The following is a 15,881-nucleotide window of genomic DNA, read 5'->3' as shown; positions in this document are numbered from 1 at the left end:
GCACAGCCGGTGGATGGTAAAGGTGCAGGTCAGAGCGATCTTGTGCGGGGGAGGGAGGGCTTGTTCACAGGCCCGTCCACCGGGTCGTGCACAGGTTTCGGCGAGTTCTCCACAGCATCCGGGCCGTCGTCCACATGGCCTGTGGATAACCAGATTGGCTGACGGTGCCGGCAGGCCTACCGTTGTCCGGCGCCCTCTCCTTTCCTCGGCTCGGAAAGCGTCGTTTCCTCGGCCTGGGAATCGTCACAAATCCGACGCGTCGGGACCGGAGTTGGGCCTCTCATTTGTCAGTGTCGTGCCGTACAAAAGAGGACACGGCGAGGTCCGCCGTGCGGACGGGAGGAGGTGGCTCGGTGAGCATTTCCGAGCCCTTGGACGATCCGTGGGCCGATGCCGGGCCCAGTGATCGTCTGCCGGCCTCCCGCCGGTCCGGTGGCGGCGGCCGGGGCCGTGACGAACAGCACGACCGGGGCCGGGAAAACGCTTCCTGGGACGAGGGGGGCCACTCCTTCGAGCGGGTCCCCCCGCAGGACCTGGACGCCGAACAGTCGGTGCTGGGCGGCATGCTGCTGTCCAAGGACGCCATCGCCGACGTCGTCGAGATCCTCAAAGGCCACGACTTCTACAAGCCCGCGCACGAGACGATCTACCAGGCGATCCTGGATGTCTATGCCAAGGGTGAGCCGGCCGACCCGATCACCATCGCCGCCGAACTCACCAAGCGCGGCGAGATCAACAAGGTCGGCGGGGCCGCGTATCTGCACAGCCTCGTCCAGACGGTGCCGACGGCGGCCAACGCCGAGTACTACGCGGAGATCGTCCACGAGCGGGCGGTGCTGCGCCGCCTGGTCGAAGCCGGCACGCGCATCACGCAGATGGGATACGCGGCCGACGGCGACGTGGACGAGATCGTCAACAGCGCCCAGGCCGAGATCTATGCCGTCACCGAGCAGCGCACCAGTGAGGACTATCTGCCGCTCGGCGACATCATGGAAGGCGCTCTCGACGAGATCGAGGCGATCGGCTCGCGCAGCGGTGAGATGACCGGTGTGCCGACCGGCTTCACCGACTTCGACTCGCTGACCAACGGTCTGCACCCGGGCCAGATGATCGTCATCGCCGCCCGACCCGCCATGGGTAAGTCGACGCTCGCGCTGGACTTCGCGCGGGCCGCCTCGATCAAGCACAACCTGCCGAGCGTCATCTTCTCGCTCGAGATGGGCCGCAACGAGATCGCGATGCGTCTGCTGTCCGCCGAGGCCCGGGTCGCCCTGCACCACATGCGGTCCGGCACGATGACCGACGAGGACTGGACCAGGCTCGCCCGCCGTATGCCGGACGTCTCGGCCGCGCCGCTCTACATCGACGACTCCCCCAACCTGTCGATGATGGAGATCCGCGCCAAGTGCCGGCGCCTGAAGCAGCGCAACGACCTGAAGCTGGTCGTCATCGACTACCTCCAGCTGATGCAGTCCGGCGGCTCCAAGCGCGCCGAGAGCCGTCAGCAGGAGGTCTCGGACATGTCCCGTAACCTCAAGCTGCTCGCCAAGGAGCTGGAGATCCCGGTTATCGCGCTCTCCCAGCTCAACCGTGGCCCCGAGCAGCGCACGGACAAGAAGCCGATGGTCTCCGACCTGCGTGAGTCCGGCTCCATCGAGCAGGACGCCGACATGGTCATCCTGCTGCACCGCGAGGACGCCTACGAGAAGGAGTCCCCGCGCGCGGGCGAGGCCGACCTGATCGTGGCCAAGCACCGTAACGGCCCCACGGCCACCATCACGGTCGCCTTCCAGGGCCACTACTCCCGCTTCGTGGACATGGCCCAGACCTGATCCGGAAGCCGGCCCGGGAGGACTGCGTCCGCTCGGGCAAATGGACTCGACGTCCGCCGCCCGAGCAGCTGAACTGGGCCCATGACGTCATCTCAGGAAGAGCTGCTCCCCGGAACGCGCCGCGCCCTGCTGCACCGGATCGCCGTCGCCCAGGCCGAAGGGCGGGCGCCGTCGCTGGTCGCGGCTGTGGTGCGGGGCGGACAGGCGGTGTGGCACGGGGCGCGGACCTCGGTGGACGGGCACGGGCCGGACGAGAACGTGCAGTACAGGATCGGGTCCATCACCAAGACCTTCACCGCCGTCCTGGTGATGCGGCTGCGCGACGAGGGCTTGCTCGACCTCGGTGACCCGCTGGAGAAGCACCTGCCCGGCACCGGCGCGGGCGAGGCGACGATTGCCGAACTGCTCGCGCACACAGCGGGGTTGGCGGCCGAGTCGCCCGGGCCCTGGTGGGAGCGGACCCCGGGCACCCTGCGCCCGGAGCTGAGCGATGTGCTTGGCGAGCAGCCCCTGCTGCACCCCGTCGGCCGGCGGCACCACTACTCCAACCCCGGCTACACGGTGCTCGGCGCCTTGGTGGAGGAGCTGCGAGGCGCTCCCTGGGAGGAGGTGCTGCGCAGCGAGATTCTCGAGCCGCTCGGACTGCATCGTACGAGCGCGCAGCCGCAGGCTCCGCATGCCGGCGGATGGGCCGTGCATCCGTGGGCGGACGCGATGCTGCCGGAGCCACTGGAGGACCTGGGCAGGATGGCGCCGGCCGGCCAACTGTGGTCGACCACGGGGGACCTGGCGCGGTTCGCCGCGTTTCTGGCCGCGGGTGACGACCGGGTGCTGAGCGCGGAGTCGGTGCGGGAGATGCGCACGCCTGCGGCACCCACCGAGGCGGCGGACCTGCTGGACGGGGCCACGTACGGACTCGGTCTGCAGATCCAGCGCCGTGACGGCCGGCTCCTGGTCGGCCACTCCGGTTCACTGCCGGGCTTCCTCGCGAACCTCACCCTCAGTGTGGAGGACGACGTGGCTGCGGTGGTGCTCGCCAACTGCACCAGTGGACCGCTGCTGGGAGCGGTGGGTGCCGACCTGGTGCGGATCGTCGCCGAGGCGGAGCCGCGGATCCCGGAGCCCTGGCGGCTGCTGAGCGAGGTCGACCCTGCGGTCCTGGACCTGGTGGGGCAGTGGTACTGGGGGACCAACGCCTTCGGTCTTCGGGTGAGCGCCGATGGCCTTCTCGCGCTCGGTCCGCTGACCGGCAGCGGCCGGCGCTCCCGCTTCCGCTCCAACGGTGACGGCACCTGGACGGGGCTGGAGGGCTATTTCGCCGGAGAGCTGTTGCGGCCGGTACGGCGCGCGGACGGGTCTCTGAGCCATCTCGACCTCGGCTCGTTCGTGTTCACCCGGCAGCCGTACGCCCCCGAGGCGCCGGTTCCCGGCGGCGTGGATCCGGAGGGGTGGCGGGGCATCGGCTAGCCGTCCTCGGTGTAGGGGGTGTGTTTCACGTGAAACACACCCCCTACGGTGTTCCTGGTCCGGCGGCGCTGTCAGAGCGGCAGTTTGAAGCCCTCGTGGGTGGCGCTGAAACCGAGCCGTTCATAGAAACGGTGGGCGTCGGTGCGCGTTTTGTCGGACGTGAGCTGCACCATCCGGCACTCCAGCCGGCGGGCGGTGTCGATCGCCCACTCGATCAGCAGGCTGCCCAGCCCGCTGCCCCGCTCATCCGCGTGGATGCGGACGGCCTCGATGAGCGCGCGGGTCGCCCCCTTGTGGGAGAGCCCCGGAATGATCGTGAGCTGGAGCGTCCCGACCACGCGGCCGTCGCGTACGGCCACGACGAGGTGCTGGTTCGGGTCGGCCTCCAGGTGTCCCAGCGCGACCTGGTACGGGGTCATGTTGTCGGGGGACTCGCGCTGGGCACCGAGTGGATCGTCGGCGAGCATTGCGACGATCGCCGGAAGGTCATCGGCGGTCGCACGTCGTATTTCAAGATCTCCCATGCGTGCACCTTATGCAGGCACGTTCAGGGACTCCACGACCCGTACGAGCGGGGCCAGTTCGGGATTCCTGGAAGCCTCGTCCAGGGCCTCGCGCAGGGCGGCGTCATTGGTGGGGCGTGCCTCCTCCAGCAGTCGCAGGCCCGCGTCGGTGACGTTGGTGTAGATGCCGCGCCGGTCGGTGGGGCACAGGTAGCGCTCCAGCAGGCCGCGGTCCTCCAGCCGGGTCACCAGGCGCGTGGTGGCGCTCTGGCTGAGGACGACCGCGTCGGCGACCTGCTTCATCTGCAGATGGCCGCCCTCGCCGTCGTGCTGGCGGCTCAGCACGTCGAGCAGTGAGTACTCGCGCACGCTCAGGTCGTGCTTCGCCTGCAGGGCGCGCTCGATATGCGCCTCGATCCTTCCGTGCAGGGCGGAGAGGGCGCACCAGCCCTGTGCGAGGGCAGTGAGTGCGGGGTCCGTCGCTGTCATGGGCGTTCTCCTCCGTCCCGGAACGGCTGCATCCAGGGTAGAGCAAGTCCGCAATAGAGCGCGATTGCATGTAGTCCGCGTCTGCAAGTATTGTTGGACGCAGGCAAAGCGCATCTGCAATCAATTGGGAAGGTACCCCCCATGCCTCTCGCGCTCCTGGCCCTCGCGATCGGGGCTTTCGGAATCGGAACGACGGAATTCGTGATCATGGGCTTGCTGCCCGAGGTCGCGGGTGACTTCGGGGTCTCCATCCCCACGGCGGGCCTGCTCGTGACGGGCTACGCCCTCGGTGTGGTCATCGGCGCCCCGCTGATGACCGTGCTCGGCACCAAGGTCTCGCGCAAGCGCATGCTGACGCTGCTGATGGGCCTCTTCATCGCCGGAAACCTGCTCTCCGCCGTCGCCCCCGCCTTCGCGATCATGCTGATCGGACGCGTGGTCGCCTCGCTCGCTCACGGTGCCTTCTTCGGTATCGGCTCCGTCGTGGCGGCCGAGTTGGTGGCGCCCCACAAGAAGGCCGGCGCCATCGCCATGATGTTCACCGGCCTGACCGTCGCCAATGTCATCGGCGTCCCGCTGGGCACGCTCATCGGCCAGCATGTCGGCTGGCGCGTCACCTTCGCCGTCGTCGCCGCGCTCGGGGTCGTCGGCCTCGTCGGCATCGCCAAGCTGGTACCCGAGATGCCGAGGCCCGAGGGTGTGCACCTGCGGCACGAACTGGCCGCCTTCAAGAACGTCCAGGTCCTGCTGGCCATGGCGATGACCGTCCTCGGCTTCGGCGGCGTCTTCGCGGCCATCACCTACATCGCGCCGATGATGACCCACGTCGCGGGCTTCGCCGACGGCTCGGTGATCTGGCTGCTGGTCCTGTTCGGCCTCGGCATGGTCGGCGGCAACCTCATCGGCGGCAAGTTCGCCGACCGCGCCCTGATGCCGATGCTGTACGTGTCGCTGGGCGCCCTCGCCCTCGTCCTGGCGCTCTTCACGCTCACCGCGCACAACAAGATCGCGGCGGCCGTGACCATCGCGCTGATCGGCGCTCTGGGCTTCGCGACCGTACCGCCACTGCAGAAGCGCGTGCTCGACCAGGCGCACGGCGCCCCCACGCTGGCGTCGGCCGTGAACATCGGCGCCTTCAACCTGGGCAACGCACTGTCCGCCTGGCTCGGCGGCACCGTGATCGCGGCCGGCTTCGGCTACACGGCCCCCAACTGGGTCGGCGCTGCCCTCGCCGCGGCCGCCCTGGTCCTCGCCGTCCTGTCGGCGGCGCTGGAGCGCCGTGACGGCGCCCGCAGCACCGTGGTCGCCTCCGGGACGCCCGCCGCCCGGCAGACGCCGGTCCACCACTGAGTCCCCTCGCACCACAGGGGCCTCCCCCCGGTATCCCAAGACCTCCGTGCCGCGGCTCTCGTTCCCGGCACGGCAAGCATCCCCTCTCAGCAACACCCGAGGAGAGAACCTCCATGAGCACCACCGCCGTCGCCCCGCTGTCCATCGAGGACGCCGAACTGCTCGTCGCCGCGGCCCGCCGTGCGGCCGAGGAAGCCGGGGTCACCGTCAGCGTCACCGTCCTGGACGCGGGCGGCCACCTGCTCGCCTTCCGCCGGGACGACCGGGCCGTACTGATCTCCGGCGAGACCAGCACCCGCAAGGCGTACACAGCACTGCAGCTGAACACCCCCACCGCCGACCTGGTCGACGCCGTGCAGCCGGGCGGCGTCTTCCACACCCTGCCCACGGCTCTTGACCGGCCCCTGCTGTTCATCGCCGGGGGAGTGCCCATCCACCGGGACGGACGGCTGATCGGCGCGATCGGCGTCGGCGGTGGTGCGCCCGATCAGGACCACGGCTTCGCCACCGCGGCCGTACGGGCACTCGCCTGAGCCACGAGCCCACAGTGACAACGCCGGTCCCGCCGCACGACGCGGCGGGACCGGCGTTCGTCGCACAAAGACTCAGCCCGCGGCGACAGTCAGCGGTGCGAACCTGCGGGTCCAGTCGCCCGGGAGGTCAGCGATGCCGTACGTCATCACGGCGTTGAAGGCCACGGAGGCGAGCCCTCGTGCCTTCGCCCATGTCAGCAGTTCCTCATGCCGTACATCGATGTCGGTGCGCAGGGGACGGTCCGTGTGGGCTGCCAGCGAGCTGATCAGGGCCATGGCGGTCTCCGTGTCCCGGGCCACCAGGGGACCGACAACATGGGTGTCCATGTTGGGCCACGCGGCCGTGTAGCCGATGATCCGGCCGTCCTGCTCGGCCACCCGCAACTGGTCGGCGAAGGCCGGCAGGCGGGTGATCAGGGGAGTGCGGTCGGCGCCGAACACCTCTTCGTCGAGACGCAGGATCGCGGGCAGATCCTCCGCGGCGGCGGCACGCGTGAACACGTGGGTCTCCGGCCCGCCGGGAGTGAAGCGGCCCCTCAGCATCTCCGCCCGGCCCGCCACCTTGAAGCCCAGCTCCTCGTACAGGGGACGGCCGTTGGGTGTGGCGTGCAGGGTGAGCGGTGTGGTCCCCATGGTCGACACGACATGGCGCATCAGGCGGCGCCCGACGCCCTGGCGGGCATGGCGTTCGGCCACCAGGACCATGCCGATGGCGCCGAGATCGGGGCGCCCCCATGGGCCGTACTCCGTAACGACGCATGCGGCGACGAGACCACCCTGAGGGTCGTCGATGCCGAAGCCCTTTCCGGCGGTGAGGAGGAATCCCCACTTGTGTTCCTCGCGTGGCCACCCCCGGTCCTCGGACAAGTCGGCGCAGGCGGTGAGATCGCGAAGCGTCAGACGGCGGATGGGCAGAGCGGCGAGGGAAGGAGTCGACACGCAGGTCAGGCTGTCCGACCGGCACCTTCGACGTCCACCCGTTTCCCTGCAGACACACGTGCTTTTGGTCATGTCGTGGCCCTGTGCACAGCCGGTGGACAGGCGGGAGTGTTTCACGTGAAACCTCGGCGGCCGGTTAGCCTCGGGCGCCATGGCGAGACTTCATCTCTTCGATCTTGACGGCACATTGCTGCACGGCAGTACGGCTCCGGTGGAGATTTCCCGCCAGTTGGGGCTGGTAGAGGAGACCGTGGCGCTGGACCTGGCGATCGCGGAGGGGCGGATCGGCGCGCCGGAGTATGCGGCGCGGGTGTACGACCTGTGGTCCGGTCTGACCGAGGCGCATGTGAGCGCGGCATTCGAGGCGGCTCCCTGGCTGGACCGCATCCGTGAGGTCTGGGCAGAGATCAGAGACGCCGGCGAATACTGCGCGGTGGTGTCGCTCTCGCCGTCCTTCTTCGTGGAGCGCCTTCTTGACTGGGGCGCTCATGCGGCTCATGGATCCCGCTTCCCGGCCGTCCCGTTCACCGAGCCCGTGGATCCGTCCGGGGTGCTCAGTGCCGCGGCCAAGGTGACCATTGCCGACCGGCTCTGCGAGGAGTTCGGCGTGGCACGGGCGGACTGTGTGGCGTACGGCGACTCGATGTCGGACAAGGACCTGTTTGCTGTCGTACCGGTTTCCGTGGCGGTCAATGGGGACGCCCACCTGGCAGAACTCGCTACGTACTGGTACACGGGGCGGGATCTGTGGGATGCCTATGAATTGGTTCGTCCTGCCCCGTAGTTGTCGGACTTCATGGTTCGCACCCTTGCCCGATTCGTGAGGAAGGAAGGGGGGACTTGTGTGCACGGCGACGGCCGGTAGGGTCGACTCCGGTTCACGTCCGGGATGGGGTCCACAGTCCCGTGCGGGCCGAGAGCAGGGCAAGCAGCCTAGTGGGACGGAAAGCGCGAGACCCGCGTTTCCGGGTATGCGACCGCGGCATCCGATCGGGATGTAACGCTGCGGGGTGCTACGGCAGGCCGCCCGCCGGGGGAAAGCATGCACCTCCTTCGAGGAGGGAGGTGCGCAGACCGACCGCTAGACGTTCGAGGCGAGGCAACCATGGATGCTCCGACCACCACGTCGGGGGAGAACGGAATGTCGGGCGGGTCCGGCTGGTTCACTCCGCGCACGGAACCGTCGGCTCCACTGCCGCCGGACAGCCCAGAGCGCGTGCCGGCTCAGCGACCGGCGTCTGTCGTCGAGGAGGGGTCTGCGGACGCCATCCTCATACGCCGCACGTTGGCCGAGATAGCCCCGATCGCCGACAAGGTCACCTCTTACTTCTACGCGCTGCTCTTCGTCCGCCATCCCGAGCTGCGGGCACTGTTCCCGGCCGCGATGGACGGCCAGCGGGAGCGTCTGCTGAAGGCGCTGCTCACCGCGGCCGAGCACCTGGACAACACCTCGGTGCTCGTCGACTACCTGCAGGGCCTGGGTCGTGGACACCGCAAGTACGGGACGCGCGCCGAGCACTATCCGGCCGTCGGGGAATGCCTGATCGGCGCGTTGAGCAACTACGCCGCCACCGTCTGGAGCCCGGAGGTCGAGGCGGCCTGGGTGCGGGCATACACGACGATCTCCCAGGTCATGATCGACGCTGCGGCGGCGGACGAACTGCGTTCTCCGGCCTGGTGGCAGGCCGAGATCGTCACCCACGATCTCAGAACTCCCGACGTCGCGATCCTCACCGTCCGCCCCGGCCAGCCCTATCCCTTCCTTGCAGGCCAGTACACGAGCGTGGAGACGCCGTGGTGGCCACGGGTGTGGCGGCACTACTCGTTCGCGTCCGCGCCCCGCTCGGACGGTCTGCTGACGTTCCATGTGAAGGCCGTACCGGCCGGCTGGGTCTCCAATGCGCTGGTGCACCGGGCGCGGCCCGGAGACGTCGTACGCCTCGGGCCGCCGACCGGCTCCATGACCGTTGACCATACGACCGACAGCGGACTGCTCTGTCTGGGCGGCGGCACCGGCATAGCGCCCATCAAGGCTCTGGTCGAGGACGTCGCCGAGCGTGGAGAGCGTCGGCCTGTCGATGTGTTCTACGGTGCCCGCACCGACCACGACCTCTACGACATCGACACCATGCTCCGGCTCCAGCAGAGCCACCCTTGGCTGTCCGTCCGGGCGGTCATCGACCAGCAGGCCCATGTCCAGCTCCCCGACGCCCTGCGCGACTACGGCCCCTGGTACGAGTACGACGCCTATCTCTCGGGCCCGCCCGGAATGATCCGTAGCGGCATCGACACGCTCCGGGACATCGGCATCCCGTCGAACCGCATACGGCATGACTCGGTGGAGGAACTGCTCGTCGTCGGGAACTGAGTGCGCTACCCGAGGTCGGGAGCGTGCATGGCGCGCACCCCCTCGATATTGCCGTCCAGATAGTGGCGCAATGACAGCGGCACCAGGTGGACGGAAGCGATGCCGACCCGAGTGAAGGGGACGCGGACGATCTCGTACTCACCGGCCGGCTCGTCCACTTCAGGGCCGTGCCGCCGGGTAGGGTCCATGGACTCCAGTCGGCAGACGAAGAAGTGCTGCACCTTCACGCCGGTCGCGCCGCCGTCCTCGCCGATGTGCTCGACGGTGTCCACGAAGCACGGCACCACATCGGTGATCTTGGCTCCGAGTTCCTCGGACACCTCCCGGTGCAGGGCATCCACGACGGTCGGGTCCTCGGGTTCGACCCCGCCACCGGGAGTGACCCAGTAGGGATCGACACCGGGCTTGGTGCGCTTGATCAGGATCAGGTCGTCACCGTCGAGGAGAATGGCACGGGCGGTGCGCTTGACCACGGGTCGGACGGTCATGGGAGAAATGTGGCCCGGCTGGTTCCACGTGAAACATCGCAAGGAGTCACCTTGTGATCGCCTTCCGTGGACGCTGTGACGGGAGGTCTCAGCACCAGGCCGTGGCCGCCCGCTGAAGCCACTCATGGGCCCGTGCAACGTGAGGCATGGCGAGGGTGCCGGTGCGCACCACCAGGAAGTAGGTGCGCAGCGGCGGCACGGCCGGATCGTGCAGTGTCGCGATCGTGCCGTCTTCGAGGGCGGAGGCACACAGATAGCGGGGCAGCACCGCAAGTCCGGCACCCGCGATCGCGCAGGCGAGCACCGCGCGTAGATCCGGAACGATGACCGTGCCCGAGGCGGCTGGGCGTGAGTCGAAGACGGAGGCCCAGTAGCGCGAGACGAAAGGCAGCGACTCGTGGACCTCGACGACGGGCAGATCCTCCAGTGCGGGCGCCCCCTTCAGGCGCAGTGCCTCCGCACCGATCCGCTCCACCCAGCGAGGGGCGGCGACCAGCACGTGTTCCTCGTCGCAGAGCGGAGTCGCGGTCAGCAGAGCGCCGCGCGGACGGGCCGTACTGATGGCCAGATCATGATGTCCGGCGGCCAGTCCCTCCAGCGTTTCCTCCGCCGTGCCGAAGGAGGCGCGGAGCGCGAATCCCTGGCCGTCGTCGCCGGTCAGCTCGGTCAGGGCGGGCAGGGCGCGTTCGGCGGTGAACTCGGGCGGGCCGGCGAGGTGGAGGGTTCTGAGCGAGGACTCGTCGTCCAGGCCGCTCTCGGCTATCTCGACCAGGGCGTCGAGATGGGGAGCGGCCTTGTGTGCGAGCTCGTCGCCGATGGTCGTCGGGGTCACCCCGCGCGCCTGACGGAGGAAGAGAGGCTTGCCGAGCTGTCGTTCCAGTGTGCGAATCTGCGAGGTGACGGCGGGCTGGGAGAGACCGAGCAGGGCGGCGGCGCGGGTGAACGAACCAGCCCGGTGCACAGTGACGAAAGTGCGCAGCAAGGCCAGGTCCATGGCGTGCCCTCCCTTTGTCTCTGCCCTCCTCCGGCCCCCAGGCAGGACCCAACTATAAATAAGTCGATAGGTCTTTGTCGCTAGCGTGATTGGACACTGACGGAGAGTCAACTAGCCTTGTTCGCACGGTTCTTCGCGCGCAGGAACCGAAGACGGTCCGAGCCACGAGGGGGGAGGCTCGGACCGTCGTGCGCCGTCGGCCGGACGGCCATGGGTCACTCGGCGGACTCGGCCGACTCGTCCAGGGCCCGCAGCACGTCGGCGATGAGATCCTCGGGATCCTCGGCGCCGACGGACATACGGATGAAGCCTTCCGGGACCGCGTCCCCGCCCCAGCGGCGGCGCCGCTCGGCCGTGGAACGCACACCGCCGAAGCTTGTGGCGTCCTCCACCAGGCGCAGGGCCTCGAGGAATCGTTCGGCACGCGCGCGTGTCGGCAGCGTGAAGGAGACCACGCAGCCGTAGCGGCGCATCTGCTGCGAGGCGGTCTTGTGCGAGGGGTCGTCGGGCAACCCGGGGTAGCGCAGGCCGGACACCTCGGGCCGCTGCTTCAGCGCCTCGGCGACCGCGAGGGCGGTGGCGTTCTGCCGGTCGACGCGCAGTTGGAGCGTGGCGATGGACCGGTGCGCGAGCCAGGCCTCCATCGGCCCGGAGATCGCGCCGACGATCTTGCGCCAGCGTCGTACGGCGGCCATCGCCTCGGTGTCGCGGCCGGCGACATAGCCCAGCAGCACGTCACCGTGGCCGGTGAGCTGCTTGGTGCCGCTGGCCACGGAGAAGTCGGCGCCCAGCTCCAGCGGACGCTGCCCGAGCGGGGTGGCGAGGGTGTTGTCGACGGCCACCAGGGCGCCCTGCGCGTGGGCCGCCTGCACCAGTCGTCGGATGTCGCACACGTCGAGCCCCGGGTTCGACGGGGACTCGATGCACAGCAGCCGGGCGCCGTCGAGAACTCCCAGCTGGGCCTCGCCGCCGGTGGGGGCGGTGCGCACCTCGACGCCGTACGCCTCCAGCTGGGCGCGGACCAGCGGCAGCACCTGATAGCCGTCGGAGGGCAGCACGACGGCGTCCCCGGCGCGCAGCTGGGAGAACAGCACGGAGGAGATCGCCGCCATGCCGGAGGCGAAGACCAGCGTCTCGACATCGTCCCGCCCGGGCGCCTCCAGCTCGCCGATGGCCCGTTCCAGCAGCGTCCAGGTCGGGTTGTCGTCACGGCCGTACGAGTACGGGCCCGTCACCTCGCCGGGCAGATGGAAGTGCGCCGCGAACACCGGTCCGGGCAGGGTCGGCTCGTGCTTGACCGGTTCGGGCAGTCCGGCGCGTACCGCGCGCGTACCGTCGCCGGTACCGCCCTGGTCCCCGGGGGTGTCGCTCATGCGGCCCGTCCTTCCAACTGCTCGCGTACGGCGGCGAGCAGACCGACGCTCGCCGCCTCGATCATCCCAAGGCATTCCTCGAAGCCGTCCCGGGGTCCGTAGTACGGATCCGGCACGTCGAGGTCGTCCCCGGCGGAGGGATCGTACGAGCGCAGCAGGCGGACCTTGCGCGCGTCCTCCTCGGTGGGCGCGAGGCGGCGCAGGGCCTTGAGATGGCCGGCGTCGAGGGCGATCACCAGGTCGAGGCGGGAGAACCACGACGGCTGGAACTGGCGGGCGATGTGATCGCTGTCGTAGGCGTGCTCCTCGAGGACCGAGACGGTCCGCGGGTCGCCGGGCTCGCCCTCGTGCCAGCCGCCGGTGCCGGCGCTGTCGACCTCCACCCGGTCCTCGAGGCCGGCCTCCGCCACGCGCGCGCGGAAGACGGATGCGGCCATCGGGGAGCGGCAGATGTTGCCGGTGCACACGAAGCAGACGCGGTAGGCCATCGTGTGCTCAGTCCTCGTCGGGCAGGACGACGTGCAGCGCCCAGGAGACGACGGAGACGATCAGGCCGCCGACGACGGCCGTCCAGAACCCCTGCACGTGGAAGCTCAGGTCGAGCTTGCCGCAGACCCAGGAGGTCAGCAGCAGCATCAGCGCGTTCACGACCAGGGTGATCAGGCCCAGGGTCAGGATGAACAGCGGGAAGGTGAGGACCTTCACGATCGGCTTGACCAGCCAGTTCACCAGGCCGAAGATCAGCGCGACGACGATCAGCGTGCCGGCCTTCTTGGCCGTGCTGTCACCCGTCAGAGTGATCTTGTCCAACAGCCAGACGGCAACCGCAAGGGCGCCCGCGTTGGCGATCGTCTTGACTACGAAATTCTTCATGTGTCTGATCGTGGCAGACCGGATCGGAACAGTGCAGAGGCGAGGGCGACAGAGGCGATGAAGGCATTCCGGCTGGACGAACTGGAGACGGAGCGAGCCGCCAACGAGGGGGCGTACCTTCAGTTCCTGCGGGAGCGGAACATGTCCGTCGGCCTCTACGCCCTCAACGCGGGCGAGCACGACCCGCAGAAGCCGCACAACCAGGACGAGGTGTACTTCGTCGTCAGCGGCAGGGCGTCGATCACGGTGGGACTGGAGACGACCGAGGTGGCGCGGGGCAGCGTGGTGTACGTGCCGGCCGGGGTTGCCCACAAGTTCCACCACATCAGCGAGGACCTGAGGGTTCTCGTCGTCTTCTCTCCGCCCGAGGCGTGAGCCGGGGCCCCCGGGTTCCCTAGGGGACGGGTCAGGGGAGGACAAGGGGCGCGAGGCCCCCGCGGGACCCCTCGTCGGCCCTAGCATCGAGTGCAGAACATCAAGGCCGTACGTGAAAAGGCGTACGAGCACTCAGACGTACGAGACGCAAAGGACGAGGGCGATGCGAGAGATCTTCGCGGGACTGCCGTGGTGGGTGAAGTGGGTCGCGGTGCCGGTCATCGCCCTGGTCGTGTTCGGCGGCCTGATAGCAACCGTGGTCGGGTTCGTGATCGGTCTGCTGTTCAAGGCGCTGATCTTCGTCGCTCTGGTCGGCGGACTCATCTACATCGTGCGCAAGTTCATGTCGAGCTCCTCGTCGCGCAGTGACTGGTGACAGCCCCGGGGACTGGTGACCGGTGACGGCATCACCGGTTCCCGGCAAGGCGATCACCGGTTTCCCTCGGGCGAGGGAAGTTTCCCCGTGTGGCCGTCTGCGTGCGGCGGCGGACGATTAGAGTCCGGAACTCCCGCGGGGTCCGGCCCCGCGGGCGGCGCAGATCCCCACCGTGCTCTTCCCCTGCACGGGCTGCCCCTCGCGCTCCGGGAGTGACCCTTGGCCACGGTTGAAACCGCACCTGCAGATCCGCACGCACCCCCCACCCCACCGCGCTCCTGCGCGCCGCCGGCCCAGCGGCCACCCTCCGTCGTGGTCCCGGGACAACCACACCCCAACGCCGCCTCCGGTCCACCGCACACCATCGACATCCCCGGAGCACCCCACCCAGCGGACACCTCCGGACCGCAGCACACCACCGACGCCCCCGGCCCGCCGGCGGCCGCGACACTCATCGGATCCGTCCAGCGCGCCATGCGCCTTCTCGAGGCCGTCGCCGCACATGCGTACGGCGCCCCCGCCAAACAACTCGCGCGCGAGACCGGCCTCGCCCTCCCGACGACGTACCACCTGCTGCGCACCCTGGTGCACGAGGGCTATCTGCGGCGCGAGAAGGGGCTGTTCTTCCTCGGCGAGGCAGTCGAACGACTGGGCAGCAGCGGAGCACAGCAGAAACGTCGCAGCGCGGTGGCGGACACGCTCGCGCACTGGCGCGATTCCATCGGAGTGCCGGTGTACTACGCGATGTACCGGGACGGCGAGATCGAGGTCATGTGCGTCTCCGAGTCCCCCGAGGCGCCGGCGGTCGAGGAGTGGGCCGACTTCCGCGAGACCGGCCACGCGCACGCCATCGGGCAGTGTCTGCTCTCCCAGCTGGACGAGGACGCCCGCCGCGACCATCTCGCGCGCTACCCCGTGCAGTCCATCACTCCGTACACGGTGCGTGACAACAACGCCCTGTTGCGACGACTGGCCCGGATGCCACGCATGGAACCGGTGGTGGAGCGTCAGGAGTACGCCCTCGGGACGGTCTGCGCGGCGGTCCCGATCACGGTCGGCACCACGGTGGCCACGATGGCCATGTCGCTGCCCGCCCACCAGGCCGACCGGCTGCTGCCCGCGGCGCGCCAACTGCAGGCGGAGATCGGGCGGCATCTGGGGGCGCTCACCTTCCCTATCAGTATCTGAAAACTTACTCCTTGTGATCTGCCGTGTACGTTCAGCAAGATTTGACCACGGTTAGAGGGATCAGGCCCGGCCAGTCGACGTCCATACGACGGGGTAGACGATGCGCGAGTCCGTACAGGCAGAAGTCATGATGAGCTTTCTCGTGTCGGAGGAGCTCTCCTTCCGCATCCCGGTGGAGTTGCGCTACGAGACCAGTGATCCCTATGCCGTCCGGCTCACCTTCCATCTGCCCGGTGACGCACCGGTGACCTGGGCGTTCGGGCGTGAGCTGCTGATCGACGGCGTCGGCCGGCCGTGCGGGGAGGGGGATGTGCACATCGCGCCCGCCGATTGCGAGGTGCTGGGCGAGGTGCTGATCAGGCTTCAGGTGGGCAGCGACCAGGCCCTGTTCCGGTCCTCCGCGCCGCCGCTGGTGGCCTTCCTGGACCGCACGGACAAGCTGGTGCCGCTCGGTCAGGAGGGCGCGCTGGCCGATTTCGACGCCCATCTGGAAGAGGCCCTGGACCGCATCCTGGCCGAGGAGCAGAGCGCCGGCTGAAGCGTTACGGCACGGGCGCCAGGTGCTCCGCCGTGCCGCCTGGAATCGTGCAGGAACGCTTCTGCAATGGGGAGCTGAGGTTCGGTCGGCTACCTCGGCGCGCATCGGCCGCGCCGGCACCGGCTCACTGCTTGCGTGAGTCGGCCATGGACGGGCCTGCTGCTGCTTGAGTCCGGCCCCAGACGGGCTGGCTCA

18 protein-coding genes are annotated in these 15,881 nt (G+C 69.1%); 10 read left to right on the top strand and 8 right to left on the bottom strand.

What is annotated here, in order from left to right; genetic code table 11:
• Positions 1–353: 353 nt before the first annotated feature.
• Entirely contained in the window at positions 354–1,832 is a 1,479-nt protein-coding gene (gene dnaB, locus ABT288_RS00930; RefSeq protein WP_351601003.1) for a replicative DNA helicase, read from the top strand.
• Between the two features lie 81 nt (positions 1,833–1,913).
• Positions 1,914–3,299, top strand: coding sequence for a serine hydrolase domain-containing protein (locus ABT288_RS00925; protein WP_351601000.1), 1,386 nt, complete (start codon positions 1,914–1,916; stop codon positions 3,297–3,299).
• A 71-nt stretch (positions 3,300–3,370) separates the two neighbouring features.
• Here ABT288_RS00925 and ABT288_RS00920 read toward each other — a convergent pair whose 3' ends face one another.
• Both ABT288_RS00920 and ABT288_RS00915 read right to left on the bottom strand, forming a co-directional pair.
• Positions 3,371–3,823, bottom strand: a complete 453-nt coding sequence (locus ABT288_RS00920) for a GNAT family N-acetyltransferase (RefSeq protein ID WP_351600997.1) — start codon at positions 3,821–3,823, stop codon at positions 3,371–3,373.
• Between the two features lie 9 nt (positions 3,824–3,832).
• Complete coding sequence (locus ABT288_RS00915) at positions 3,833–4,291, bottom strand: MarR family winged helix-turn-helix transcriptional regulator (RefSeq protein WP_351600994.1); 459 nt, start codon at positions 4,289–4,291, stop codon at positions 3,833–3,835.
• A gap of 141 nt (positions 4,292–4,432) precedes the next feature.
• Here ABT288_RS00915 and ABT288_RS00910 point away from each other — a divergent pair, with 141 nt between their 5' ends.
• Entirely contained in the window at positions 4,433–5,641 is a 1,209-nt protein-coding gene (locus tag ABT288_RS00910) for an MFS transporter (protein WP_351600991.1), read from the top strand.
• Positions 5,642–5,754: 113 nt separating this feature from the next.
• Positions 5,755–6,174: a GlcG/HbpS family heme-binding protein gene (locus ABT288_RS00905; RefSeq protein WP_351600988.1), complete on the top strand. Its 420-nt coding sequence runs from the start codon at positions 5,755–5,757 to the stop codon at positions 6,172–6,174.
• A 72-nt stretch (positions 6,175–6,246) separates the two neighbouring features.
• Here ABT288_RS00905 and ABT288_RS00900 read toward each other — a convergent pair whose 3' ends face one another.
• Entirely contained in the window at positions 6,247–7,113 is an 867-nt protein-coding gene (locus tag ABT288_RS00900; protein WP_351600986.1) for a GNAT family N-acetyltransferase, read from the bottom strand.
• A gap of 151 nt (positions 7,114–7,264) precedes the next feature.
• Between ABT288_RS00900 and ABT288_RS00895 the strand changes: the two genes are divergently transcribed.
• Together ABT288_RS00895 and ABT288_RS00890 are read left to right on the top strand one after the other, a co-directional pair.
• Complete coding sequence (locus ABT288_RS00895) at positions 7,265–7,897, top strand: HAD family hydrolase (RefSeq protein ID WP_351600984.1); 633 nt, start codon at positions 7,265–7,267, stop codon at positions 7,895–7,897.
• A gap of 258 nt (positions 7,898–8,155) precedes the next feature.
• Entirely contained in the window at positions 8,156–9,481 is a 1,326-nt protein-coding gene (locus tag ABT288_RS00890; RefSeq protein WP_450863854.1) for a globin domain-containing protein, read from the top strand.
• Positions 9,482–9,486: 5 nt separating this feature from the next.
• Here the strand turns inward: ABT288_RS00890 and ABT288_RS00885 are convergent, their stop codons facing one another.
• The 5 genes from ABT288_RS00885 to ABT288_RS00865 all read right to left on the bottom strand — a co-directional run bounded on the left by ABT288_RS00885 (position 9,487) and on the right by ABT288_RS00865 (position 13,209).
• The gene (locus ABT288_RS00885) at positions 9,487–9,969 is read right to left on the bottom strand and encodes an NUDIX domain-containing protein (protein WP_351600978.1); all 483 of its coding nucleotides are present in this window, start codon (positions 9,967–9,969) and stop codon (positions 9,487–9,489) included.
• An 88-nt stretch (positions 9,970–10,057) separates the two neighbouring features.
• Positions 10,058–10,963 (bottom strand): LysR family transcriptional regulator, encoded by a 906-nt coding sequence (locus ABT288_RS00880; protein WP_351600975.1) that lies wholly within the window; start codon positions 10,961–10,963, stop codon positions 10,058–10,060.
• Between the two features lie 215 nt (positions 10,964–11,178).
• On the bottom strand, positions 11,179–12,336 hold the full coding sequence (locus ABT288_RS00875) for a cystathionine gamma-lyase (protein WP_351600972.1): 1,158 nt from the start codon (positions 12,334–12,336) through the stop codon (positions 11,179–11,181).
• On the bottom strand, positions 12,333–12,824 hold the full coding sequence (locus ABT288_RS00870) for a low molecular weight protein-tyrosine-phosphatase (protein WP_351600969.1): 492 nt from the start codon (positions 12,822–12,824) through the stop codon (positions 12,333–12,335). Before ABT288_RS00870 ends, ABT288_RS00875 begins: the two co-directional genes overlap by 4 nt.
• A 7-nt stretch (positions 12,825–12,831) precedes the next feature.
• The gene (locus tag ABT288_RS00865; RefSeq protein WP_208899920.1) at positions 12,832–13,209 is read right to left on the bottom strand and encodes a phage holin family protein; all 378 of its coding nucleotides are present in this window, start codon (positions 13,207–13,209) and stop codon (positions 12,832–12,834) included.
• A 57-nt stretch (positions 13,210–13,266) separates the two neighbouring features.
• On the opposite strand from ABT288_RS00865, the gene ABT288_RS00860 reads away from it, so the two are divergent.
• The 4 genes from ABT288_RS00860 to ABT288_RS00845 all read left to right on the top strand — a co-directional run bounded on the left by ABT288_RS00860 (position 13,267) and on the right by ABT288_RS00845 (position 15,686).
• On the top strand, positions 13,267–13,584 hold the full coding sequence (locus ABT288_RS00860; protein WP_351600966.1) for a cupin domain-containing protein: 318 nt from the start codon (positions 13,267–13,269) through the stop codon (positions 13,582–13,584).
• 163 nt (positions 13,585–13,747) lie between these two features.
• Positions 13,748–13,960 carry a DUF5326 family protein gene (locus tag ABT288_RS00855; RefSeq protein ID WP_351600963.1) on the top strand — a complete coding sequence of 71 codons (213 nt, stop codon included), beginning with the start codon at positions 13,748–13,750 and terminating at the stop codon, positions 13,958–13,960.
• A 219-nt stretch (positions 13,961–14,179) separates the two neighbouring features.
• Positions 14,180–15,148, top strand: coding sequence for an IclR family transcriptional regulator (locus ABT288_RS00850; protein ID WP_450863859.1), 969 nt, complete (start codon positions 14,180–14,182; stop codon positions 15,146–15,148).
• A gap of 100 nt (positions 15,149–15,248) precedes the next feature.
• Positions 15,249–15,686 (top strand): SsgA family sporulation/cell division regulator, encoded by a 438-nt coding sequence (locus tag ABT288_RS00845; protein ID WP_228621692.1) that lies wholly within the window; start codon positions 15,249–15,251, stop codon positions 15,684–15,686.
• Positions 15,687–15,881 lie beyond the last annotated feature (195 nt).

Origin of the sequence: Streptomyces sp. NPDC001093 (assembly GCF_040298985.1) — a bacterium.
GTDB lineage: Bacteria > Actinomycetota > Actinomycetes > Streptomycetales > Streptomycetaceae > Streptomyces.
This window is presented reverse-complemented; position numbering and strand designations above follow the sequence as displayed.

What these genes read in the sequence shown, in the direction of transcription:
- ABT288_RS00890 (WP_450863854.1), top strand. Translation starts at nt 8,156, where the DNA reads ATGCACCTCCTTCGAGGAGGGAGGTGCGCAGACCGACCGCTAGACGTT.
- ABT288_RS00845 (WP_228621692.1), top strand. Translation starts at nt 15,249, where the DNA reads ATGCGCGAGTCCGTACAGGCAGAAGTCATGATGAGCTTTCTCGTGTCG.
- ABT288_RS00915 (WP_351600994.1), bottom strand. Translation starts at nt 4,291, where the DNA reads ATGACAGCGACGGACCCCGCACTCACTGCCCTCGCACAGGGCTGGTGC.
- ABT288_RS00905 (WP_351600988.1), top strand. Translation starts at nt 5,755, where the DNA reads ATGAGCACCACCGCCGTCGCCCCGCTGTCCATCGAGGACGCCGAACTG.
- ABT288_RS00880 (WP_351600975.1), bottom strand. Translation starts at nt 10,963, where the DNA reads ATGGACCTGGCCTTGCTGCGCACTTTCGTCACTGTGCACCGGGCTGGT.
- ABT288_RS00870 (WP_351600969.1), bottom strand. Translation starts at nt 12,824, where the DNA reads ATGGCCTACCGCGTCTGCTTCGTGTGCACCGGCAACATCTGCCGCTCC.
- ABT288_RS00895 (WP_351600984.1), top strand. Translation starts at nt 7,265, where the DNA reads ATGGCGAGACTTCATCTCTTCGATCTTGACGGCACATTGCTGCACGGC.
- ABT288_RS00910 (WP_351600991.1), top strand. Translation starts at nt 4,433, where the DNA reads ATGCCTCTCGCGCTCCTGGCCCTCGCGATCGGGGCTTTCGGAATCGGA.
- ABT288_RS00860 (WP_351600966.1), top strand. Translation starts at nt 13,267, where the DNA reads ATGAAGGCATTCCGGCTGGACGAACTGGAGACGGAGCGAGCCGCCAAC.
- ABT288_RS00885 (WP_351600978.1), bottom strand. Translation starts at nt 9,969, where the DNA reads ATGACCGTCCGACCCGTGGTCAAGCGCACCGCCCGTGCCATTCTCCTC.
- ABT288_RS00865 (WP_208899920.1), bottom strand. Translation starts at nt 13,209, where the DNA reads ATGAAGAATTTCGTAGTCAAGACGATCGCCAACGCGGGCGCCCTTGCG.
- ABT288_RS00925 (WP_351601000.1), top strand. Translation starts at nt 1,914, where the DNA reads ATGACGTCATCTCAGGAAGAGCTGCTCCCCGGAACGCGCCGCGCCCTG.
- ABT288_RS00920 (WP_351600997.1), bottom strand. Translation starts at nt 3,823, where the DNA reads ATGGGAGATCTTGAAATACGACGTGCGACCGCCGATGACCTTCCGGCG.
- ABT288_RS00855 (WP_351600963.1), top strand. Translation starts at nt 13,748, where the DNA reads ATGCGAGAGATCTTCGCGGGACTGCCGTGGTGGGTGAAGTGGGTCGCG.
- ABT288_RS00875 (WP_351600972.1), bottom strand. Translation starts at nt 12,336, where the DNA reads ATGAGCGACACCCCCGGGGACCAGGGCGGTACCGGCGACGGTACGCGC.